24 protein-coding genes are annotated in these 22247 nt (G+C 70.2%); 9 read left to right on the top strand and 15 right to left on the bottom strand.

Annotated elements, in window-relative coordinates; all coding sequences use genetic code 11:
* The first annotated feature begins 3 nt into the window (after positions 1-3).
* Entirely contained in the window at positions 4-360 is a 357-nt protein-coding gene (locus tag OG266_RS43915) for a nuclear transport factor 2 family protein (RefSeq protein ID WP_266470557.1), read from the top strand.
* A gap of 25 nt (positions 361-385) precedes the next feature.
* Here OG266_RS43915 and OG266_RS43910 read toward each other — a convergent pair whose 3' ends face one another.
* Positions 386-907 carry a DinB family protein gene (locus OG266_RS43910; RefSeq protein ID WP_371552456.1) on the bottom strand — a complete coding sequence of 174 codons (522 nt, stop codon included), beginning with the start codon at positions 905-907 and terminating at the stop codon, positions 386-388.
* 137 nt (positions 908-1044) lie between these two features.
* Positions 1045-2445: a DUF6777 domain-containing protein gene (locus OG266_RS43905; RefSeq protein ID WP_371552454.1), complete on the bottom strand. Its 1401-nt coding sequence runs from the start codon at positions 2443-2445 to the stop codon at positions 1045-1047.
* Between the two features lie 221 nt (positions 2446-2666).
* Here OG266_RS43905 and OG266_RS43900 point away from each other — a divergent pair, with 221 nt between their 5' ends.
* Positions 2667-3980 carry a streptophobe family protein gene (locus OG266_RS43900; RefSeq protein ID WP_371552453.1) on the top strand — a complete coding sequence of 438 codons (1314 nt, stop codon included), beginning with the start codon at positions 2667-2669 and terminating at the stop codon, positions 3978-3980.
* Here OG266_RS43900 and OG266_RS43895 read toward each other — a convergent pair.
* The 5 genes from OG266_RS43895 to OG266_RS43875 all read right to left on the bottom strand — a co-directional run bounded on the left by OG266_RS43895 (position 3977) and on the right by OG266_RS43875 (position 10035).
* On the bottom strand, positions 3977-5461 hold the full coding sequence (locus OG266_RS43895; RefSeq protein WP_371552451.1) for an alpha/beta hydrolase: 1485 nt from the start codon (positions 5459-5461) through the stop codon (positions 3977-3979). The two genes, OG266_RS43900 and OG266_RS43895, sit on opposite strands and share 4 nt — an antisense overlap.
* A 111-nt stretch (positions 5462-5572) precedes the next feature.
* Complete coding sequence (locus OG266_RS43890) at positions 5573-6574, bottom strand: serine/threonine-protein kinase (protein ID WP_371552449.1); 1002 nt, start codon at positions 6572-6574, stop codon at positions 5573-5575.
* 31 nt (positions 6575-6605) lie between these two features.
* A complete protein-coding gene (locus OG266_RS43885; RefSeq protein WP_371552448.1) occupies positions 6606-7187 on the bottom strand; it encodes a hypothetical protein in 582 nt (193 codons plus the stop codon).
* 5 nt (positions 7188-7192) lie between these two features.
* Complete coding sequence (locus OG266_RS43880) at positions 7193-9526, bottom strand: FHA domain-containing protein (protein WP_371552446.1); 2334 nt, start codon at positions 9524-9526, stop codon at positions 7193-7195.
* 98 nt (positions 9527-9624) lie between these two features.
* A complete protein-coding gene (locus OG266_RS43875) occupies positions 9625-10035 on the bottom strand; it encodes a hypothetical protein (RefSeq protein ID WP_266470538.1) in 411 nt (136 codons plus the stop codon).
* Positions 10036-10394: 359 nt separating this feature from the next.
* On the opposite strand from OG266_RS43875, the gene OG266_RS43870 reads away from it, so the two are divergent.
* Both OG266_RS43870 and OG266_RS43865 read left to right on the top strand, forming a co-directional pair.
* Positions 10395-10772 (top strand): nuclear transport factor 2 family protein, encoded by a 378-nt coding sequence (locus OG266_RS43870; RefSeq protein ID WP_266470536.1) that lies wholly within the window; start codon positions 10395-10397, stop codon positions 10770-10772.
* A gap of 83 nt (positions 10773-10855) precedes the next feature.
* The gene (locus tag OG266_RS43865; protein ID WP_266470533.1) at positions 10856-11143 is read left to right on the top strand and encodes a DUF1905 domain-containing protein; all 288 of its coding nucleotides are present in this window, start codon (positions 10856-10858) and stop codon (positions 11141-11143) included.
* 81 nt (positions 11144-11224) lie between these two features.
* Here OG266_RS43865 and mgrA read toward each other — a convergent pair whose 3' ends face one another.
* Positions 11225-12214: an L-glyceraldehyde 3-phosphate reductase gene (gene mgrA, locus OG266_RS43860; protein ID WP_266470529.1), complete on the bottom strand. Its 990-nt coding sequence runs from the start codon at positions 12212-12214 to the stop codon at positions 11225-11227.
* Positions 12215-12362: 148 nt separating this feature from the next.
* Here mgrA and OG266_RS43855 point away from each other — a divergent pair, with 148 nt between their 5' ends.
* Positions 12363-13256 (top strand): LysR family transcriptional regulator, encoded by an 894-nt coding sequence (locus OG266_RS43855; protein ID WP_266470527.1) that lies wholly within the window; start codon positions 12363-12365, stop codon positions 13254-13256.
* A 52-nt stretch (positions 13257-13308) separates the two neighbouring features.
* Positions 13309-13809 (top strand): DinB family protein, encoded by a 501-nt coding sequence (locus OG266_RS43850; RefSeq protein WP_329549568.1) that lies wholly within the window; start codon positions 13309-13311, stop codon positions 13807-13809.
* Here OG266_RS43850 and OG266_RS43845 read toward each other — a convergent pair.
* Positions 13806-14876, bottom strand: a complete 1071-nt coding sequence (locus tag OG266_RS43845; RefSeq protein WP_371552444.1) for an adenosine deaminase — start codon at positions 14874-14876, stop codon at positions 13806-13808. The genes OG266_RS43850 and OG266_RS43845 overlap by 4 nt on opposite strands.
* A 33-nt stretch (positions 14877-14909) precedes the next feature.
* Positions 14910-15323, bottom strand: a complete 414-nt coding sequence (locus OG266_RS43840; protein ID WP_371552442.1) for a VOC family protein — start codon at positions 15321-15323, stop codon at positions 14910-14912.
* A 197-nt stretch (positions 15324-15520) separates the two neighbouring features.
* On the opposite strand from OG266_RS43840, the gene OG266_RS43835 reads away from it, so the two are divergent.
* The gene (locus OG266_RS43835; protein WP_371552440.1) at positions 15521-16231 is read left to right on the top strand and encodes a dienelactone hydrolase family protein; all 711 of its coding nucleotides are present in this window, start codon (positions 15521-15523) and stop codon (positions 16229-16231) included.
* A gap of 13 nt (positions 16232-16244) precedes the next feature.
* On the opposite strand, the gene OG266_RS43830 is transcribed toward OG266_RS43835, so the two are convergent.
* Entirely contained in the window at positions 16245-16376 is a 132-nt protein-coding gene (locus OG266_RS43830) for a hypothetical protein (RefSeq protein ID WP_371552438.1), read from the bottom strand.
* 164 nt (positions 16377-16540) lie between these two features.
* Between OG266_RS43830 and OG266_RS43825 the strand changes: the two genes are divergently transcribed.
* Positions 16541-16828 carry a hypothetical protein gene (locus OG266_RS43825; RefSeq protein WP_371552437.1) on the top strand — a complete coding sequence of 96 codons (288 nt, stop codon included), beginning with the start codon at positions 16541-16543 and terminating at the stop codon, positions 16826-16828.
* A 12-nt stretch (positions 16829-16840) separates the two neighbouring features.
* On the opposite strand, the gene OG266_RS43820 is transcribed toward OG266_RS43825, so the two are convergent.
* The 4 genes from OG266_RS43820 to OG266_RS43805 all read right to left on the bottom strand — a co-directional run bounded on the left by OG266_RS43820 (position 16841) and on the right by OG266_RS43805 (position 21023).
* Positions 16841-17746, bottom strand: coding sequence for an aldo/keto reductase (locus OG266_RS43820; RefSeq protein ID WP_371552435.1), 906 nt, complete (start codon positions 17744-17746; stop codon positions 16841-16843).
* Positions 17747-17831: 85 nt separating this feature from the next.
* Positions 17832-18719: a glycoside hydrolase family 19 protein gene (locus OG266_RS43815; RefSeq protein WP_329549562.1), complete on the bottom strand. Its 888-nt coding sequence runs from the start codon at positions 18717-18719 to the stop codon at positions 17832-17834.
* 345 nt (positions 18720-19064) lie between these two features.
* Complete coding sequence (locus tag OG266_RS43810; protein ID WP_371552432.1) at positions 19065-20516, bottom strand: aldehyde dehydrogenase family protein; 1452 nt, start codon at positions 20514-20516, stop codon at positions 19065-19067.
* 60 nt (positions 20517-20576) lie between these two features.
* Entirely contained in the window at positions 20577-21023 is a 447-nt protein-coding gene (locus OG266_RS43805; RefSeq protein WP_371552430.1) for a MarR family winged helix-turn-helix transcriptional regulator, read from the bottom strand.
* Between the two features lie 78 nt (positions 21024-21101).
* On the opposite strand from OG266_RS43805, the gene OG266_RS43800 reads away from it, so the two are divergent.
* A complete protein-coding gene (locus tag OG266_RS43800; RefSeq protein WP_266470492.1) occupies positions 21102-22214 on the top strand; it encodes a substrate-binding domain-containing protein in 1113 nt (370 codons plus the stop codon).
* Positions 22215-22247: the final 33 nt, after the last annotated feature.

The following is a 22247-nucleotide window of genomic DNA, read 5'->3' as shown; positions in this document are numbered from 1 at the left end:
GCGATGGTGAGCAAGGAGCGGGTCGAGGCCTGGGTCGAGGAGTACGTACGGGCCTGGAGGAGCAACAGGCCCGAGGACATCGCGGCGCTCTTCTCGACGCACGCGGAGTACCACGAATGGCCGTACGCGACGGACTGGGTCGGCCGTGAGGAGATCGTCCAGGGGTGGCTGGGGCGGGCGGCATGGCAGGAGGGCGGCTGGGAGTTCGAGTGGTCCGTCCTCACCGTCAACGGGGACACGGCGGCGGTCGAGGGCACCGGCCGCTACAAGGAGCTCGGTACGTTCGCCAACCTGTGGACCGTGACCTTCGACGGCCGCGGGAAGTGCGCCATGTTCCGCATGTGGAACAACGAGGTGTGATCCCCGTGGGGCGGGGCGTCGGCGGCTACCGCCCGACCCTCCCGTCGATCCGCTCGCGCAGGAAGTCGGCGTGGCCGTTGTGCCGGGCGTACTCCTCGATCATGTGCACAAGGACCGACCGGAGTTCGACGGGTTCGTCGCCGTCCGTGCCGCTGACGTCGAGGTTGGGGGCGCCTGCCACGAAGCGTTCGGCGAAGGCGACCTCGGAGCGCCAGGTGTCCCAGGCCTGCGCGACGACCTCGGGGTCGGCCACCGCGCCGTTGAAGTCCCCCTCGGGATCGTCGGCGGTGCGGTAGTGCCGGGGCTCGTCCTGTCCGGCCATCACCCGTCGGAACCAGGTCTGTTCGACCCCGGCCAGATGCCGTACCAGCCCGAGCAGCGACAGGTTCGACGGCTCGACCGAGCGCCGGGCCATCGCCTCGGCGTCGAGCTCGGCGCACTTCATCTGCAGGGTGATCCGCTGGTCCCGCAGATGTCCGACGAGCGTGTCCCGCTCCCCCACGAACCCCCCGCCGGACCGCGGATCGCCGTCCGGTTGCACGGACATGCGCCACCACCCGAAGGTCCGGTGGGACTGCGGGTTCCGGGGATGGGACCCGGTGGTATCGGCCATGCCTACGAGGATCGGGGGTGTGCCGGAAATCCGCACCGCTTTTCGGTGCGGATTTCCGGCGCAGGCCCGCCTCAGAGCCCCGGGGAGGTCGCGGACGACTCCGGGGCGCTCAAGGACGCGGAGGCCGATGTCACCGACGCGGATGTCGTCTCCGTCATGGTGGCGGAGGACGCGAGGCCGGGTGCCGAGGACGAGGACGAGTCCGATGCCGTCGTCGGGGGTTCGGAGGGCGGGGACTCCGAGTCCGAGTCGGATTCCGACGGTGAGGACTCGGACGACGTGGGCGCCGAAGGCGATGAGGACGACGGCGCCGGGGACGTCGACGTACACGGGCTCGACGAGCCGCTCGGCGGTGCGGACGGCGTCGTACCGGGAGCCGAAGACACGCACGGCGACGGGGAGTTGGGGGTCGGGGACGAGACGCTCGCCGACGGGAAGGGCGGGTGCGCCGGCGGGTCCGTCTTCTCGTCGTGGTGGCCCTTGTCGCCCTTGTGCCGGGCGATCCACTCGTCGTTGTCGGGGTCGAAGATGACGAAGATGTTGATGACCGTCGTCGACGGCGAGACGACCACGACGTTCTGTGTCCGGTACGACGGCCACGAGTCGCCGGTCTGCTTGGGCGTGGTCTTCTGCGGGACCGGCTCGCCCAGCGGGTTGCCGCAGGCGCAGCGCACCCGGGGCACTCCGTGGTCGTCGACGAGGGCGGCGGTGCCCGCCTGGAGGACCGCCTGGTAGCTGGTGGCGGCACCGTCGCGGTAGCCGTGGTTGGTGACCCGGGTGTCGTAGCGCAGTTGCATCGGGGTGAGCGCGCGCAGATAGCCGGGGACCTGGGAGGTCTGGAGGCCCACCACCGAGGCGAACGCGCTGTTCTTCGCGGGGTCCGCCTGGAGGAACTTGATCTGCTTCTCCACGTCGCAGCTGGAGACGTTGCGGGTGCCGCCGTAGAGGCCCGGTGCCGAACCGTCCACGCCTTGAGTCACGTTGGTGGATTCCGACGCGGTCGACGTCGAGGGTGCCTCGGTTTCGGTGGAGCTGTCGTTCGCCGTCGACTCCGTGAACGGGTCGGGTCCCGACTTGCTCGCGGCCTGAAGGAAGACCTCGCCGCCGGTCGCGGACGTGTCGCTGCCGCTGTCGTCGCGGGTGAAGACCAGGCCGAGGACCACGGCGGCCACCACGACGCCGGTGATCAGTGCGACGCGGGGTGCGGATTTCCACCAGGGGCGGTCCGGGCCCTTGCCGGGTTCACCCGGTTCACCCGGCCCGCTGGGCCCGGAGGGGCCACCCGCGCCGCTCCCGCCCGCACCGCTTCCACCCGCGCCGCCTCCGCCGGCCCCGCTCGGTGGTGGCCCGGACGGCGTGCGGCCACTCGGCTGGGTCGGACTCGGCTCGGACGGACCCGGCTGGGACGGGCCCGACAGCGGACCCGAAGGCGGTCCGGTGGGGCGGCCTGAGGACGGCGGTTCGACGCTCACGAGCTCTTCTTCCCGGTGTAGGGATCCCGAGGCACTTCAAAAGCTCCGCGACACTTCCAGCCTTCTATGAGACTTCAAGCCTTCTGTGACGCTTCAAACGCTTTGTGTCGCTTTCTCACACAACGAGCCCATTGTGTGCTCCTGCCCCGTACCGTCCGCAAGCTGACGCGGTCGGCCCCTCCCGGCGGGCGGACCTCGTCGGCGCTGCTTAGCGTGGCAGCGTGATCCCCCAGACACCGTCCGACCAGGCAGTTGTCCGCCACGGAGACCAGTCGGCCGCCCGCCACGGCTGGCTCCAGGCCGTCCTGGCGGTGCTGGCCGGGCTGATCGTCATGGGGGTGGTCGCCGCGCTCGGGCTGTGGGCGGCCGGTGCGGCGGACCTCCCCGACAACGCGTTCCCGCGGGTGGTCGCGGCCACCGTCGTGACAGCCGTCGGCGGCACCATCGAGCTCTCGGGCGACGCCGGAGTGATCGCCGACACCCAGGCGGGCCTGACGGTGATTCCCCTGTCGGTCACGCTTGCCGGAGCACTGGTGATCGCCGCCGGGTTCCTGCGACCGCTGCGGCACCGCGCCGTGGCCGGAGCCCCCGAACTGGCGGGATGGGCCGCCCGGATCGCCGTCCTGTGGCTGCTCGCCCTCGTCGGACTCGCACTCTTCGCACGCCAGGACTTCACCATCCCCCTCGGGGACGGAACGATCGGCGACATCGGCGACCTGTTCGGTGCCTCGCCCAAGGTCGGCTTCGAGACCGATGTGCCGCTGACGCTGGTCTTCGGCGTGCTGTGGCTCGCGGGTGTCCTCATCCTCGCCCTGCTGGTCTCGCGCGGGGCCCCGCTCCCGCCCCGGCTGCTGCGCTTCCAGGAGTCGGTGCGCCCGGCCGCGTTCGCCATGGTCGCGCTGCTGCTGGCGTACGTCGCCCTGGGCCTGGTCATCGCTCTGGTGGTCGCGGTGACGCGCGGGCACACCGCCGAGACGTTCGCCGTGATCCTCCTCGGACTGCCGAACCTCGTCTGGCTCGCCTTCACGCTCGGCCTGGGCGCCACGTGGACCGGGCGTGTGGACGGGCCTTTCGGGCTGCCGATGCCGCATCTGCTCGACGAGGTGCTGCGCACTCCGGACATCTCCACCCTCAATCTGAGTACGCTCGCCGACTTCGACGGCAAGGTGTGGTGGCTGCTGGTCGTCGACGCGGTGCTGCTCCTCGCGGCCGCGTTCCTGATGGCCGCGCGTTCACCGGCCCGGATGCGGCTGTGGCAGCACGCCGTGCACATGGCGGTCGCGCTCGTGCTGACCGTTCTCATGATCTGTCTCGTCGGCAGGATCTCCGCGCACTACGGTCTGTCGCTCCTCGGCATCGGCGACATCGGCGGCGGTCTGAGCGGCGAACTCTTCCTGCGGCCCAAGGTGTGGACCGCGCTCGGGTTCGCCGTGCTGTGGGGGCTGGTCACCGGGTTCCTCGGCGGACTGATGGCGAAGGGCGTCCACCGGAAGGGCGAGATCGACGCCGAGGAACCCGGAGTCCGCGCCGGCTAACGGCAGTACGTGTCCCGGTGGGGGCGCTCCCCCGTCGCCAGGAAGTGCGAGACGGTTCGGTCGCCGCACGCGTTGCCGTTGGCGAGGTAGGCGTCGTGTCCGGTGGAGTTCACGGTGACCATGGTGGCGCGCTTTCCGAGGGCGTTGCGGAGGTTCAGGGCGCCGCTGAGCGGGGTGGCCACGTCACGCTCGTTCTGGATGAGCAGGATGTTGGCGGGGCCGCGGTCGGTGATCCGTACCGGGGGCTCCTTCGGTGTGAAAGGCCAGGCGGCGCAGACCATCGCGTTCCTGGTCATGCCGGCGGTCAGCGGGTACTTGACCCGGCTCTCGGCGACCCCCTGCTCGTACGCGGCGGCCGACTTGGGCCACGCAATGTCGTTGCAGAGGGTCCCGGCGCCGACCGCGGTGACGTTCTGCAGCACCGACTCGGGCGGAGCGGGGGGCGCCGGCGGCAGGGTGCCCTTCTGTGCGGCCAGGATCAGCTGGGCCAGGTCGGGGAAGCCGCTGGGAGCGTAGAGGCTGTCCAGCATGGTCTGGCGCAGCACATTGCCGTTCAGCTCCGCCGGGTTCGCGCCTGGCCAGGGGATCGGCTCGCGGTCCAGCTTCGCGGCGAGGCGCAGGAAGAGCGGCCGCACCTCGTCCGCCGTCTCGGCCAGCCGGTCCGGATTGCCGGGCGCCGAAGCCCACTTGGCGAACTCGGGGAAGGTGTCCTCGACGCCCGCCTCGTGACCGGCGAGCCAGGCCCGGGAGACCCGGGTGTGGTCGGGGTCGTCGTTGCTGTCCAGCACGATGCGGTCGGTGCGGTTCGGGAACAACTGGCTGTAGACGGCGCCGACATACGTCCCGTACGACACACCCCACGCGGACAGCTTCCGCTCGCCGAGCGCCGCCCGGACGCGGTCGATGTCACGGGCCTCGTTGGCGGTGCTGATGTGCTGGATCAGCTCGCCGCCGTTGCGCTCGCAGGCGTCCGACATCCGCTGTGCGGTGGCCATGTTCTCCGTGATCGAACCGTCGGGGGCGGGCCAGGGACGCAGCTTCGACGTGGCGAGGTCGCTGTACTCCAGACCGCAGGTGACCTGGGTGGAGCGGCCGAGCCCGCGGGGGTCGAACCCGATCAGGTCGTACGCGTCCCGCACCTCCTGCGGCAGGTCCTGCCCCTTGCCCGAAGGGTTGTTGAGGCTGGATCCGCCGGGCCCGCCGGGGATCAGCAGCAGGGCGCCGCGACGCGCCTGCGGGTTCTCGCTGAGGATCCGGGAGACGGCGATGCGGATCTTCTCGCCACCGGGGTCGGCGTAGTCCATCGGCACCTCGACGGTCGCGCACTGTTGCCGCGGATCGAGCCCGCTTCCCTCGCACTTCGCCCAGTCGAGCGGTGCGGGCGCACCGGCGGTCGACGCCGCCGCGGTGAGTGGTGCGGTGAGACTGAGCACGGCGGCGGAGGCGGCGAGCAGGGCGGCGTTTCGCTTGATCTTCGTCATGCGGACGAGCTTCGCCGATCTACGCCGATCGTCACATCCCGCCAACTGGCCTGTGTTGAGGGGGGTTTACCCCCGCAGGACATTCGTCGCCGAAGAGCCGTCGGAGACGAGTTACCCCGGAAACACCGGCCGGGCCCAGTCCGGCGGATCGGGCGGCGGACGGAACTCGGGGGCTCCGACAGCCCGCCGGTCCACCTGTGTCGGTGCGTGGCCGGTTTCCACGGCGCCGGTCGCGGCGACCCGCAGCGCGGCCACGAAGGCGAGGCAGGAGTCGTAGCGGTCGTCGGGGCTCTTCGCCAACGCCTTCGCGAGTACGTCGTCCACCGGGGCGGCGATGTCGGGACGTTTCTCGGTCAGCGGTGGCGGCTCGTCGTACTGGTGGGCCCAGAGCAGCGCCATGTCGTCGTCGCGCTGGAAAGGCGGTTTCCCGGCCATCGTCTCGTAGACGACGCAGGCGAGGCTGTAGACGTCGCACCGGCCGTCCACCGGCTTGCCCGAGATCTGCTCGGGAGCCACGTAGTCGAGCGTTCCGACGAACTGGCCGACGCTCGTGAACCCGGTGAGCGACAGCGACTTCTTCGTCAGACCGAAGTCCGTGAGGTAGACGTGCTCGGGGTGGTCGCTGTCGGTGCCCTGGGCCACCAGGATGTTGCCGGGTTTCACGTCCCGGTGCACCAGCCCGTGGTCATGCGCCGCGTCGAGCGCCGAGGCCACCTGGACGGCAATCCGGGCGGCCACCTTGACGGGCAGCGGGCCCTCGCGGTCGAGCAGATGGCGCAGATCGCGTCCGGCGACGTACCGCATGGCGATGTACAGGACGCCGTCCGTCTCGCCCGCTTCGAAGACCGGCACGATGTTCGGGTGGTCGATGGCGGCCGCCACCCGCGATTCATGGGTGAAGCGGCCGCGGAAGGTGTCGTTGCGGGCCAGCTCCGGCGCAAGCAGTTTGAGGGCGACGGTCCGGTCGAGGCGCAGGTCTTTGGCCCGGTAGACGACGGCCATGCCGCCGCGGCCGATCTCCCGCTCGATCCGGTAGCCGGCGATCTGCCGTCCGATCAGGTCGGAGGGGCGCCCGGAAAAGATGCTGGTGTCGTGGCGCCCGCCGTCGTCCATCAGACATCACTCCGGTCGTCCTCGACGCCCATCAGACGTCACTCCGGTCGTCTTCCTCGTACGCCACGACCCGCGTGGGTTCCCGGCCCACCGGCGCCTCTTTCGGGACGGGCTCCCGCGCCGCTGCGGCCGGCTTCTCAGACGCGGCGAAGGTGCTGAGCCGCGTGCCGTCGCAGTACACCCAGCGCTCGTGCTCGCCGTCGTACAGCCAGAGGGACTCGCCGTCGACGACCACGCCGATCCGCTGTCCCTGCGTACGGCCGCGGAACGACTGCCCGTCGAGCCGCCCGGCCGCGAGATCCTCGGCGGCGCTGCGATAGCGGGTGAGCGCCTCCTCGACGCGGGCGAGGAGCGGGCGCGGGTCGGCTGTCCGGGTGAGCGGGCTACCGGCGGCGGGTGGTGCCTGCGGTACGGCGATCAGCAGGCGGCCGTCGACCCAGGCCGACCAGCCGTTGGCGCAGACGACCCGGCCCCAGTCGCCGAGCCGGTCGATCAGCTGGACCGGCAGCAGCGCGTCGAGCGGCACCGTGGGGCGGGACGGGTCCGGGGACTCCCAGGCGGACAGGCCGTCCTGGGGGATCACGTGGGTGGGGCGGAAGTCGGGTGTCGTCATCGCACCTACTTCCGCATGACGGCGGGTTCGTGCCGCCGGAGCAGGCGAATCACCGCGTACGCGAAGACGACGGAGAGGACGACCATCATCCCCATGTTGAGCAGCCACACGCCGGTCTCGTGCCGGAACAGCGGGTCGGCCGTCGTATCGTCCGGGACGATCTTGGCCAGCTCGATCGTCCCCGCCATCGCGCCGAAGGCCCAGCGCGCGGGCACGAGCCAGGAGAACTGCTCCAGGCCGGGCACGCCGTGCAGCTTCAGGAGCGCGCCGCAGAAGACGACCTGGACGATGGCGAGCAGCACGAGGAGGGGCATCGTGACCTCCTCCTTGCGCACCAGGGCGGAGACCAGGAGGCCGAGCATCATCGCCGTGAAGGCGAGCAGGGCCACGGCCGCCGTGATCTCCACGAGCGGCGGCATGAGCACGCCTTTCCCGCCGGGTGCGTTGAGGTCCACGCCGAGCAGGGCGACCAGCGTCAGGACGACGGCTTGCACCACCGTGACCGTGCCGAGGACCACGATCTTGGACATCAGGTACGCCGATCTGGACAGGCCGACGGCTCTCTCGCGCTGGTAGATCACCCGCTCCTTGACCAGCTCGCGCACGGCGTTGGCCGCGCCCGTCAGGACGCCGCCGACGCACAGGATGAGCAGCGCGTCCATCACCGAATCCTGGACCAGCTCGCTGCCGGCCAGTGCCCGGGCCATCGCGCCCATCACGAACGGCAGCGCGATCATGATTGCGAGGAAGGTCCGGTCGGCGCTGAGCACGGCCGCGTAGCGGCGGACCAGGGTGCCGAGCTGGGAGCCCCAGCTCTGGGCCTTGGGCGGCGGTCCGACGGCGGCGACCGGGGCGGCCTGCGCCAGATACGGCTGCGAGGTGGAGTTGTCGATGTACTGGCGGTGGAACGGCGATTCCCGGTAGTCCCCCGCCCAGTCCCGGTCGTGGTCCCGCTCGAAATCCTCGAACGCCTCCGGCCACTCCTCGTAGCCGAAGAACGCGAGAGCGTCCTCGGGCGGTCCGTAGTAGGCGACCTTGCCGCCGGGCGCGAGCACCAGCAGCCGGTCGCAGACGTCGAGGCTGAGGACGCTGTGGGTGACCACGATGACCGTGCGGCCGTCGTCGGCGAGGCCGCGCAGCATGTGCATCACGGAGCGGTCCATACCGGGGTCGAGGCCGGACGTCGGCTCGTCCAGGAACAGCAGCGACGGCTTGGTCAGCAGTTCCAGGGCCACGCTGACCCGCTTGCGCTGGCCGCCCGACAGACTGTGAATGGGCTGGTCGGCGCGCTGCTCGAGGCCCAGCTCGCCGATCACCTCGTCGACCCGCGCCCGCCGCTCCGCCTTCGCGGTGTCCTGCGGGAAGCGCAGCTCGGCGGCGTACGCGAGGGCTTTGCGCACGGTCAGCTGCGCGTGCAGGATGTCGTCCTGCGGGACGAGGCCGATGCGCTGGCGCAGTTCGGCGTAGTCGCGGTAGAGGTCGCGGCCGTCGTACAGGACCGTGCCGCGGTCGGCGGGACGCTGGCCTGTCAGGGCGTTCAGGAGCGTGGATTTCCCGGCGCCGCTCGGGCCCACGACAGCAAGCAGGCATTTCTCGCCGACGGGAAACGACACCTGGTCCAGGAGCGTCTTGCGTCCGTGGTCGACGGCGACCACGAGGTCCTGGACGTCGAGGGAGACCTCGCCGGTGTCGACGTACTCCTGCAGCTGGTCGCCGACGAGGCAGAACGCGGAGTGGCCGATGCCGACGATGTCACCGGGCGTGACCGGCGCACGGGCGACGGGCTGGCCGTTGAGGAACGTGCCGTTGTGGCTGCCGAGGTCGACGATCTCGTACGTCCCCTCCGGCTGCGCCCGTAGTTCCGCGTGCCGTCGCGAGACGACCAGGTCGTCGATGACCAGGTCGTTGTCGCCGCCGCGGCCGATGCGGACGGTGCGGGCGGGCAGCGGGCGTACGGTGGTGGGCTGCCGGAATGTGCCGGTGGCCAAGGGCAGGGAGACGGCCGAGGGACGTTCCGGAGGCCGGTCGACGAGTACCGCCCGGGGGCCGTCGGAGGGGTTGCCGAAGCGGATGACGCTGCCAGGTCCGACGCCCCACTCATGGACGCGCCTGCCGTCGGCGTACGTGCCGTTCGTGCTGTTCTCGTCCTCGATCGTCCAGTGGTCGGCGTCGGGGCGCAGTACCGCGTGGTGCCAGGAGACCCGGGCGTCGTCGATGACGACATCGCTCAATGGGTCGCGTCCGACGTGATAGTCGCGGCTGGGACTCATCACCGTGAAGCCCGTCTCGGTTTCGAGGACGAGTTCGGGAGCGATGGGTGCGGCCGGCCGCTCTGCCATGTCTGAATTCTAGCTATTCGTGCACTTATTCGCCCGACGGGCCTATTCGTCGGGTGCGGGCGGACGTATTCGCCCCGCACGCGATCCGGTGCGAGCGGTCAGGCCGCCGAGGTGCCGAGTGCGGAGGCGGTCCGCTGCATACGCCGCGCGTCCACGGACTCGGCCATCAACTCGTACTCGGTGGTGTCGTCGTTGGTGGCGACGCGGACGAGCTTCCCGGCGGCCAAGTCATCGGCGACCAGCTCCTGTTGCGTCGAGTCGCCGCACCAGGCACGCAGCACGCTCGGCACGTCGGGGACGGTTGCCCCCACCGGCGCGATGGAGTTCGGCGGGAAGGTCGGATCCTCGGGCTGCGGGTCGAGCCGCTCGGCCATCCACGCGGCACGGTCTCGCATCCACCACAGGGCCAGCGCCAGGGTGGGCGCGCGATAGCTGCCCAGCGGCACGCCGACTCGCTGACCGCCGCATATTCCGTAAGCGGTGACATAGCACAGGAATTCGTCGTGCACGATCGCTCCCCCATCGCGTCGCTCGCTGCCGGTACTGCCTCGCTTTCCCTGCGGCTCGTCTGCTGTGCATGATGGCGCTGCTGCTGTGCATGATGACGCTGTGCGGGCTTGGCTGAATTGCCCTTGACTTTGAGTATCGCCACTCCTGACACTCTGTCACCATGCCATTCCAGCCAGTCTCCTGGCATATTCGCGGCCGGGTTTGGCCGAAACACGCTCGAGCGCCCTTACCTGCGAGGTAATCGACGCCGCCGACGGTCTCCGGGCATGGTTGCGGTACCGGAACCCAGCAGGGCACCACCCGCCGAAATCCGGTCCCTGACCAGTGAGAACCCCGTCTCGATGGAGGCTGATCAACCATGTCCGCAAGCAACGAGCGTTACGAGAATGCCGTCGCCCGCTACTTCGAGGCCTGGAACGCGGGTGAGCCCGACGCGCTCACGAAAGCAGTCGCCGCCGCATGGGCCGCGGACGGAAGCTACACCGACCCGCTGGCCGAGGTCCGCGGCCACGGACAGATAGCCGCCGTGATCGCCGCGGCGCACGAGCAGTTCCCGGGCTTCGCCTTCCGCCTCACGGGCGCGGTCGACGGGCATCACGACATCGCCCGCTTCGGCTGGGAGCTGGTCGACGAGGCGGACGGTTCGGCGCCCGTCGCCGGATTCGACGTGATCACTCTCGACGGCGAGGACCGTATCCGGAGCGTGCACGGCTTTCTGGACCGCGTTCCCGCTTAGGGCCGTCCCTGTGTGACTCCGCGACGAGATTTTCGGCTCACGGTGGTCTCTTGAGTAGGGCGGCTACGAAAAGGGAGGATCCCATGAGCACCGTGAGCAAGGTGAATGCGCACTTCACCGCGGTTCTGAGGAAGAGCCCGGAGGCCGGCGGCTGGACCTATGTGAAATGGCCGGAGTCCGTCGCGTTCTTCGGGACCCGCGGACTGGTCAAGGTCAGCGGCACGATCGACGGCCACTCTTTCCGCAGTTCCTTCATGGCCCTCGGAGACGGCACCCACATGCTGCCGGTGAAGGCCGAGGTACGCAAAGCGATCGGGAAAGCGGAGGGCGACACGGTGACCGTGCGCCTGGAGGAACGGCTCAACGCGTAGCGGCCGGCGCGTGGAGCCTGTGGACGAACCGGTCCGGGGGCGAGGTCGGCCCCGGACCGTCCGACCGCGAGGTCGTGTGCCTCACGCCTTGATGATCGCGTCGATCCGGGCCAGCTCCTCCGGGTCGAAGTCCAGGGCGCGGGTGGCCGTGACGCTGTCCTCCAGCTGCTTGGTGCTGCTCGCGCCGATGAGCGCGGAGGTCACCCGGCCGCCACGCAGCACCCAGGCCAGCGCCAGCTGCGCCAGGGACTGGCCGCGGGACTTGGCGATCTCGTCGAGGGCGCGCAACTGGCGTACGAGATCCTCGGTGAGCGTGTCCGCGGTCAGGAACGGGCTGTCGCCGGCGGCCCGCGAGCCCTCCGGGATGCCGTCGAGGTAACGGCTCGTCAGCAGGCCCTGATCCAGCGGCGAGTAGGCGATGGAGCCGACCTTCAGCTCGTCCAGGGTGTCCAGGAGCCCTTCCTCGGCGCGGCGGTCGAGCATCGAGTAGCGGGGCTGGTGGATGAGGAGCGGGGTGCCCAGTTCACCGAGGATGCGGGCGGCCTCGCGGGTCTGCTCCGGCGAGTAGTTGGAGACGCCGACGTACAGCGCCTTGCCCTGCTGGACCGCGGAGTGCAGGGCGCCCATCGTCTCCTCGAGGGGAGTCTCCGGGTCGGGGCGGTGCGAGTAGAAGATGTCCACGTAGTCGAGACCCATGCGGCCCAGGCTCTGGTCCAGGGAGGACAGCAGGTACTTGCGCGAACCCCATTCGCCGTACGGGCCCGGCCACATCAGGTAGCCCGCCTTGGTGGAGATGACCAGCTCGTCGCGGTACGGCGTGAAGTCCGCCTTGAGTGCCTCGCCGAGGGCGGACTCCGCGGCGCCGGGCGGCGGGCCGTAGTTGTTCGCCAGGTCGAAGTGGGTGACGCCGAGGTCGAAGGCGCGGCGCAGGATCGCGCGCTGGGTCTCCGCCGGCCGGTCGGGGCCGAAGTTGTGCCACAGGCCGAGCGACAGCGCGGGGAGTTTCAGGCCGCTGCGTCCGGTGCGCCGGTAGGGCATGTCCGCGTAACGGTCGGTGTGTGCGGTGTACAACGTGTACTCCTGAGATGCCGGGAAAATCAGGTCTCCACTCTCGCGCGCGGCCGGGGCAGCGGTCCAACGGGAGAATCGGATGGGATTCAGCGTCGGGGCTTCTCAATCGGCGATGACGATTACCGGGCGGCGGCTACCCTTGCCCTTCATGGAACTGCGCCATCTCCAGCATTTCGTCGCCGTCGCCGAGGACCAGCACTTCACCCGTGCGGCCGAGCGGCTCATGGTGTCGCAGTCCGGCCTGTCGTCCTCGATCCGCGCCCTGGAACGGGAGCTGCAGGCTCCGCTGTTCGTCCGTACCACCCGCCGGGTCACACTCACGGCGGCCGGGCGGGCCCTGCTGGGCGAGGCGGAACGGATCCTGGCTCAGGTCCGCTCGGCCCACGACGCCGTGGCCGCGGTGCAGGGTCTGCTGCGCGGCACGCTCACCCTCGGTGCCGAACAGTGCATCGCCGGGGTGCACGTGGCCACGCTCCTCGCCGCGTTCCGCCGCCGCCATCCCGACGTCGAGATCTGTCTGAGGCAGGCGGGATCCGGAGCGCTGGCCGAGGAGGTCGCCGCCGGGCGGCTCGATCTGGCCTTCGCCGTGCGGACCCAGGCGGACACCGACCAGCTGCGTTCGGTCCCGCTGACCAGCGAGCCGATGACCGTGCTGTGCCATCCGGAGCACCGCTTAGCGACCGCCGCGGTGCTCACGCCCGAGGAGCTGGGCGGCGAGGCCTTCGTCGACTTCCACCCCGACTGGGGACCGCGCCGCACCACGGACGCGGCCTTCGCCGCCGCGGGCGTCCACCGGAACGTGACGCTCGAGGTCAACGACGTACACAGCCTGCTGGAACTCGTCCACGAGGGCCTCGGGATCGCTGTCGTACCGCGCCATTTCGGCCTCAAGCGGGAGGCCGGCGATCTCACCGCCCTCCCCTTCAAGGGCGTCTCCGAGGCGTCGTACGAGACGGTCGCCATGCTGCCGCCGCCGGACGCCACCAGTCCGGCGGCCCGGGCTCTGATGGTCCTGCTCGACGCCCGGGAAGAGCGGGCCTGACGGTCCCCGGAATCGGCGCGCGTCAGGGACCGCCGTGCGCGAAGGTGGACGCATGCATGCCAAGGACATCCTCATCGACGCTTTCAGCCGCATCCAGGAAGAGGTCCACGCCGCGGTCGACGGACTGCCCCCGGACGGCCTCAACACGCCTCCCGCCGACGGCGCCAACTCCATCTCCTGGCTGATCTGGCATCTCACCCGCATCCAGGACGACCATCTCGCCGACGCCGCCGAGCTGGAACAGGTCTGGCTCTCCCAGGGCTGGGCCGACCGCTTCGCGCTGGGGCTCCCGCACCGGGACACCGGGTACGGCCACACGCCCAAGCAGGTCGCCCAGGTCCGGGTGGACTCGGGCGACCTGCTGCTCGGCTACTACGACGCGGTGCACGCACAGACGCTGGCCTTCGTCCGCGGACTGGGCGCCAAGGACCTGGAGCGCGTCGTGGACGAGCGCTGGGACCCGCCGGTCACCCTCGGTGTACGCCTGGTCAGCGTCCTGTCCGACGATCTTCAGCATGTCGGCCAGGCCGCCTACGTACGCGGATTGCTCTAGAGCGCGGCCTCGTAGCCGGGCAGGACCACGTCGCGGATGAGGGCGTTGCGCTCGTCGAACGGGATGAACGCGCTCTTGAGGGCGTTCACGGTGACCGTGCGCAGGTCCTCGACGGTCCAGCCCGCCTCCTCGACCAGCAACGACATCTCGCGGGTCATCGTCGTGCCCGACACCAGACGGTTGTCGGTGTTGAGGGTGACGCGGAAGCCGAGGTCGCGCAGGGCGGTGATGGGGTGCTCGGCGATGGAAGTCGCCGCACCCGTCTGGAGGTTGGACGTCGGGCACATCTCCAGGGCGATACGGCGGTCGCGGACCCAGCCCGCGAGGCGGCCGAGCTTGCCGTCGACGATGTCCTCGGTGATACGGACGCCGTGGCCGATGCGCTCGGCGCCGCAGACCTGGAGGGCCTGGTGGATGCTGGGCAGGCCGTGGGCCTCACCGGCGTGGATGGTGAACGGGACGCTCTCGCGGCGCAGGTGCTCGAAGGCGGCCAGGTGGTCGGCGGGCGGGAAGCCGTCCTCGGCTCCGGCGATGTCGAAGCCGACGACACCGGCGTCCCGGAAGGCGACGGCCAGGTCAGCGGCCTCACGGACACGGTCGAACATCCGCATCCCGCACAGCAGCGTCCCGACCTGGACCGGGGTGCCCGCGGCAGCGGCCTTCGCCATGCCGACCGCGAGGCCCTCCTGGACGGTCTCGACGACCTCGGCGAGCGTCAGCCCGCCGTTCACGTTCAGTTCGGGGGCGTACCGCACCTCTCCGTAGACGACGCCGTCCTCGGCGAGGTCGAGGACGTACTCCTCGGCGGTGCGCAGCAGGCCCTCGCGGCTCTGCATCACGGCAAGGGTGTGCTCGAAGGTGGCTATGTAGCGCACCAGGTCACCGGAGTTGGCGGCCTCGTAGTACCAGGCGGCGAGGGCATCCGGGTCGGTGGTGGGCAGGGTGTGGCCGACCGACTCCGCGAGTTCCACGAGGGTGGCGGGACGCAGGCCGCCGTCGAGGTGGTCGTGCAGGACGGCCTTGGGGAGCCGGCGGATGATGTCGATGTCGATGCGGGGCGCGGTCATGCGTGTGTTTCCTCGGCAGGTCGGTTCGATGGCTCAGGCGGTGGTGGCGGGCTGGAGCAAGTCCCAGCGGTTTCCGTACAGGTCCTGGAAGACGACGACCGAGCCGTACGGTTCGTGGCGCGGCTCCTCCAGGAAGGTCACGCCCGCGGCGCGCATCCGCGCGTGGTCGCGGGCGAAGTCGTCGGTGTGCAGGAAGAAGCCCACGCGCCCACCGGTCTGGTCGCCGACCCGCACGCGCTGCGCCTCGTCCTTGGCGCGGCCCAGCACCAGCCCGGTGCCCTGGCCGTCCGCGGCCTGGCCCTCCGTGCCCGGTTCGACGACGACCCAGCGGGAGCCGTCGGGCCGCGGGGTGTCCTCGACGAGCCGGAAGCCGAGGGCTTCGGTGTAGAAGCGGATCGCCTCGTCGTAGTCGTCGACGACGAGGGTGACCAGGGCGATACGTCTCATCAGGGGCTCTCCGCGGACTCCGTGGGTTATACGTAACACGTAGGGTACGGCATCCTGCGGGCACCCCTGATTGAGGGCGGGCGATGCCGCAAGGGCCGGGAGTGGGCGGCACAAGCACACATGGCATGGTGGAGATCGACTCGGGGCCGGCCCCGCCGTGACCCCACCTGACGCTGCGCCCACAGGAGTTGAGTGCCATGTCCGAGCTGCCGAAGTCGACCGGAGCCCCCGCCCATCAGAACGTGACGTTCCCCAGTACGGGGACCACCGCGCATGGGTATCTGGCGCTGCCGCCCTCCGGGCAGGGGCCCGGCGTCATCGTCATCCAGGAGTGGTGGGGCCTCACCGATCACATCGCGAATGTCGCGGACCGGCTGGCGGCGGAGGGCTTCGTCGCTCTGGCACCCGACCTGTACGGCGGCAATGTCGCCCACGAAAGCGACGAAGCGCTGCGGATGATGAAGGAGCTGCCGGTGTCGCGCGGCGTCGAGCTGCTCTCCGGCGCGGTCGACCACCTCCTCGGGCTTCCGGAGGTCACCTCCGCCACGGTGGGCTCGGTCGGCTTCTGCATGGGTGGCGGCTTCGTCCTATACCAGGCCGCGGCGGACCCCCGTGTCAGTGCGGCGGTGCCGTTCTACGGCGTGATCCGGGGCGAGCTGCCCGACTTCTCCGGCCTCAAGGCCCAGATCCAGGGGCACTACGGCGAACTCGACACCAGCATCCCCAAGGAGAACCTGGACCAGCTGGGCGAGGCGATCCAGCAGCAGTCCGGCATCACCGCGGACCTGCGTCTGTACCCCGCCCAGCACGCCTTCTTCAATGACGGACGTCCGGGCGTGTACCACCCGGAGTCGGCCGCGCAGGCCTGGCAGAGCACGGTGGCGTTCCTGCACGAGCAGCTGGGCTGAGCCCGCGGAGGACCTAGACCACCTGGTGGGCGGCGAGGCTCCTCGCGCAGTCGGTGACGGCCTCGGCGGCGGGGCGCGGCTGCCACGCCGGCATCCGTCGCGCCTTGTCGGCGGGGTGCAGATGCCTGCGTCCGAGGTACGGCACGACCGCGCGAACACCGGGGCCCGTTCCGCGACGGCCTTCGACTTCCGGTGGGCGGTCAGGGTCGGGTCGTCGGTGTCGGTCCAGCAGGTTTCGTCGCTGATGCTGTCCGGGCCGGCCAGGGGTGGCGTCGCGGCGGCGCACGCGGACGTCATGACCAGCACGGCGTGTCGGAAGTACCGCACTCCCCCGCCGACGACGGCCTCGCGGGTGAGATCTACGAGGCGGTCATCGGCGCCGTCACCATGTTGCTGCGTGCCGGCGAGCAGGACGGGAGCATCCGCCCGGGCGTCGACCCCGACGACGTACTGCTGATGCTGGGATTCCTGTGGCGGACCGGCCCCGGCGAGGAGGGGGAGGCGCGCGTGGCCCGGCTCCTCGACCTGGTCATCGACGGCTTGCGCCTCGGGGCGCCGGGCACACCCGTGGTGGATCCCGAAGGGGCCGAGTCCTGAACAACGGGGCAGTTACTCGCCCGACGTGTGCCGCGCGTCGAGGCGGGCCGTTTCCTCGTCGGTGAGCCGGAGCGCGCCCGCGGCCACGTTCTCGGCGAGGTGGTCCGGGTTGCCGGTGCCGGGGATGGCGAGCACGTGCGGGCCCTGTCGCAGTGTCCACGCGAGCCGGATCTGCGCGGGGGTCGCGCCGTGCGCACTCGCGACGGCGAGCACCTCGTGGTCATCGGTGCCGCTCGCGCCGTGTGCGCCGCCCTTGCCCGCGATCGCGAAGAAGGGGACGAAGGCGATGCCCTGTTCGCCGCAGGTCCGCAGGACGGCGTCGGTCTCGGGGTCCGGGAAGTCGAGGCCGTACTTGTTCTGCACACTCACCACCGGCGCGATGGCCTGCGCTTCGGCGAGGTGCTCGGATGCGACGTCGGAGATGGCGAGGTGCCGGATCAGGCCGGCGTCACGCAGTTCGGCCAGTGCGCCGAAGTGCTCGGCGATGGAGTCCTGCCGCATCCGGCGCAGGTACACGACGTCGAGATGGTCGCGGCCGAGCTGCCGCAGGTTCTCCTCGACCTGGCCGCGCAGTTGGTCCGGCCTGGCGGCGGTGGCCCACTCCCCCGAGTAGTCGCGGTGCGGCCCGACCTTGGTGGCGATGACCAGGTCGTCCGCGTACGGAGCGAGCGCGCTGTTGATCAGTTCGTTCGCGGAGCGCAGCGACGAGAAGTAGAAGGCGGCGGTGTCGATGTGATTGACGCCGAGCTCGATCGCGCGCCGCAGCACGGCGATCGAGCGTTCACGGTCGCTCGGTACGCCGAGGTGGAAGGCCGCACTGCCCGTCAGCCGCATCGCGCCGTATCCGATGCGGCTGACGGGCAGATCTCCGAGTTTCCAGGTGCCCGCGGCTGCCGCGGTGATCTTCTCTGAGGTCATCGCGGCAGCTTCGCACAGGATTTGCCCCTACGTGTACGTGTTCAGGGCGCTGCTCGTGCGGACGCGTTCACCGAGCCGACCGATCTCAGCAGTAGAGGTTGGCTCCGGGTGAGACGCCGAGGATCGAGGTGAAGCGGTTGTAGGCGTCGACGCGGCTCTGGACCTGCGCGGGGTTCTTGCCGTCGCATTCCAGGGAGCCGTTGATGCTGCGGATGGTCTGGCCGAAGCCGGCGCCGTTGACCATGGCGTTGTGCGGGGTCATGGTGCCGGGACCGTTCTGGGTGTTCCAGTACCAGAGGCCGGTCTTCCAGGCCACCGCGGCGTCGTTCTGCACGAGCCAGGGGTTGTTGAGCAGGTCGATGCCGAGCGCGTCGCCCGCGGCCTTGTAGTTGAAGTTCCAGCTGAGCTGGATCGGGCCACGGCCGTAGTACGCCGCCTGGCCGGCCGGGCAGCCGTAGGACTGGCTCCAGTCGCAGTAGTGCGGGTAGTTGGCGGTGTTCTGCTCGACGATGTAGACCAGACCGCCGGTCTCGTGGTTGACGTTGGCGAGGAAGGCGGCGGCCTCCTGCTTCTTCACCGTGTCACTGCCGGTGTTGGCGAAGCCCGGGTAGGCGCTCAGGGCGGCGGTCAGTCCGCTGTACGAGTAGAAGGAGTTCCTGCTCGGGAACATCTGGTTGAACTGCGCCTCGGTGACGGGGAAGTTCCCGACGGGGGTCGACGAGCCGTCGCAGGCGTAGGGCTCCCAGAACCAGGTGCTGATGGTGGGGTCGTAGCCCGGGTTGTCGTGCTCGGCTATGTAGGCCTTGCCGTCGGTGTAGCGGACGATGTTTCCGGTGACGTACGCCTTGCCGGCGACCCAGCTCGGGTAGCTCGAACAAGCCGCGGCGGAAGCACTCGCGGCCGGCAGGAGCACCGGTGCGGCGGTTCCGATGACGACTGCTGCCATGAGTGCGGAGATGCGGCGCCTCGACACAGGATCAACTCCTTTGCGGAGCACGGCCGCACCCGACCAAGAGCAAAGCGAAGCGATGCCTTGCGCGCACGCGCCGGTCGAGCCTGGCACGGCGTCGGGGGCGGCCGTGGTGGGGGGTGTGGAGGCACACTTAATCGCATTGGTCTGTACCAGTCAAGGTCTAGACCAAGCCGAACTGACAACGTTGGCGGCTGAACTGCCTGACATCCGGCGACAATTGAGCGGCACGCCCGATAGCGGCGCATTCCATGACACCCGTGACACTTGAGCAGCACGGTGGCCCGGGCCGGTTCAGCTTCCGACCCGGGCCACGGCCCGACTTCCTCGTCACTCCCGCCTCCCGCCTCAGGCGAGCGGCTTCTCCAGCACCGCCTTGCGGTGGCTGAACGTCTCGATCGAGTAGCGGCCGTGGTAGCTGCCCATGCCGCTCTCGCCGACCCCGCCGAACGGGAGGTCGGAGACGGTCAGATGGGCGAGCGGCAGGCCGAAACCAAGGCCGCCGGACGAGGTCTCGGCGGCGAGCCGCTGCCGGGTGACGTCCGAGTCGGTGAAGACGTACAGGGCCAGCGGCTTGTCACGGTCGTTGATGAAGCCGATGGCCTCGTCGAGGTCCGCCGCCGTGACGATCGGAAGGATCGGGCCGAAGATCTCCTCCGCCATGACGGGCGACTTGGGGTCGACGTCGGCCAGGACGGTCGGCGCGATGTACTTGACGGCACGGTCGCTGTCGCCGCCGGTGACCGTACGGCCGGAGTCGAGCAGCGAGCTGAGCCGGTCGAAGTGCCGCTCGTTGACGATCCGTCCGAACTCGGTGGACGTCTTCGGCTCGGCACCGAAGACCTCTTCGACGGCCCGGGTGAGCTCGGGCTCAAGGGCGCGGGCTGTCACGGGGTCGGTCAGGACGTAGTCGGGTGCGACGCAGGTCTGACCGGCGTTGAGGAACTTGCCGCGGACCAGGCGGTCGGCGACGACGGCCAGGTCGGTGCCGCGGTCGACGAACGCCGGGGACTTGCCGCCGAGTTCGAGGGCGACGGGGGTGAGGTGCTCAGCCGCGGCGCGCATCACGATGCGGCCGACCGTGCCGTTGCCGGTGTAGAAGATGTGGTCGAAGCGCTCGGCCAGCAGAGCCGTGGTCTCCGGGATGGCGCCCTCGACGACGGCGACCGCGTCGGTGTCGAGGTACTGCGGCAGCAACCTGGCGAGGACGGCGGACGTGGCGGGAGCCAGCTCGCTGGGCTTGGCGACCACCGCGTTGCCCGCGGCGAGCGCGCCGAGCAGCGGGGTGAGCAGGAGCTGCACCGGATAGTTCCAGGGGGCGATGACCAGGACGACACCCAGGGGGTCGTACTGCGTCCAGGCCGTCGCGTCGCCGCCGAGGTGCGCCGGGACCGGGGCGGACTCGGGGCGCAGCCAGGTGTCGAGGTGGTCCAGGGTGTGGTCGATCTCGCGCACGGTGAAGTTGATCTCCGTGCGGAAGGCCTCCGTGGAACTCTTGCCGAGGTCCGCGTGGAGGGCGGCGGCGATGTCCTCGCCGTGCGTGGTGAGCAGCTCGCGCAGTCGGCGCAGCTGGGTCGTACGCCATTCGACGGGCTTGGTACGACCCGAGCGGAAGGTCGCGCGCAGCCGGGAGACGACGTCGGCGGGCTGTTCGGTGGTGGGCTGGTTCACGGTGCCTCGCTGGTCGGGCGCGGACGGATGGGCGGCCGCGCGACGTACTCGATAGCCGGCGGTAAAGCCGAACTTGCAGCTGGATGTATATACCAACCTTTCAGGTGCCCAAATAAATTCCGGGCACACGAAAGCACTCTCCGCGAGATTAGCGTCACAGAGAGTTCCCTTCGGCTGCCGCGGAAGGTGTCAGCGCGTGGTGTCGGCGCTTGCCCCGTCGAGCGCGTCCGTAAGGCGCCCCAGCAGGGCCCGCAGCAGTTCGTCGTCGCCGTCGCTCAGCACCGGCCACTGGGCTCGGACCTCACGGTCGAGGCGCCGCCAGTACGCCTGGCCGCGCGGGGTGAGATACGCGAGGATGCGGCGCCGGTCGAGCGGGTCGACGCGGCGGTGGACGAGGTTCTGGTCGACGAGGTGGTCGACGAGTTTGGTCAGCGTCGGGGGCGGCAGGAAGGCGGCCTCGGCTATCGCCGTCATGTGATGCCCTTCGCCGTCGGCGAGCAGGGCGAGCACCCGCCACGCGTCGAGCGAGCAACCGTCCGCGTCGAGCACGCTCTGCAGCCGACGCGCGGCCAGCCGCTCGGCCCGCGTCAGGAGGTGCGCCAGATCCTGGGGCTGACGCGGAGTTGGGGTGGGCATCCTGCTCCTCGGTCCCGGGGTTTGTACATGGTATGAGACAGACTGGAGTTCACCGGGCGGACCCGAAATCATGACTCCATGTTCCGGCACGATCCGCCTCCGCCCGACTGGTTCACGGCAGACGACTCCGTGTTCCGGGTGGCCCTCGTCTTCCCCATGCAGGGATCGGCGGGGATCTTCGGACCGACCTGCGAACTGTGCGCACAGCTGGCCGCGGAGGAGGTCAACCGCGCGGGCGGGGTCCTCGGCAGGGAGCTGCGGCTGCTGCCCGTCGACGGCGGCAGCGGGCCGCGCGAAGTCGCCGACCACGTCGAGGCGTTGGTGGACCTGGGGGTCGTGCAGGGCGTCACGGGCTGGCACATCTCCTCGGTGCGGCAGGCGCTGGCGCCGAGGATCGCTCATCGGGTGCCGTACGTCTACACCGCGCTGTACGAGGGCGGTGAGAACACCGCGGGCGTGTTCCTCACCAGCGAGACACCACGCGATCAACTGCGGCCCGCGATGGGATTGTTGGCCCATGAGCGCGGGGTGCGGCGCTGGTTCGTCGTGGGCAACGACTATGTGTGGCCCCGTCGTACGGCGCGGGCCGCGCACGCCTTCGCTCGGGAGGCGGGCGGCAGGATCCAGGGGGAGGTCTATCTCCCCCTGGGCACACACGACTTCGACGCGGTCCTGCGCCGGATCGAGCGGTCGGACGCGGACGGCGTGCTCATGCTGCTCGTCGGCAGCGACGCGGTGCGCTTCAACCGGGCGTTCGCCGTGGCAGGCCTCGACGCGCGCTGTCTGCGGCTGAGCACGCTGATGGACGAGAACATGCTGATGGCGAGCGGGCCGACGGCCACCGTGGACCTCTACAGCACCGCCGGGTTCTTCGCCTCACTGGCGAACCAGGACACCCTCGACTTCCACGGCCAGTACGCCGGACGGTTCGGCATCGAGGCACCGGCCCTGGGGAGCCTCGGCGAATCCTGTTACGAGGGCGTGCTGTTGCTGGCCGCGCTGGTCGGCCGGGCCAGGACGCTCGACGTGTCGGCGATCGGAGCGGCGGCCGAGACGGTGTCGTACGAGGGCCCGCGCGGCCTGCTCCATCTGCGGGGCGCCCATGTCCGCCAACGCATCTATCTGGCACGGGCGGACGGTGTCGGCTTCGACGTGGTCGCCCAGCTCGACCTTCACGGTTCCCACCCTTGACATGACCGCGCTCCCGCCAAGATACTTCCCACA

Origin of the sequence: Streptomyces sp. NBC_00554 (assembly GCF_041431135.1) — a bacterium.
Classification (GTDB): Bacteria; Actinomycetota; Actinomycetes; order Streptomycetales; family Streptomycetaceae; genus Streptomyces.
This window is presented reverse-complemented; position numbering and strand designations above follow the sequence as displayed.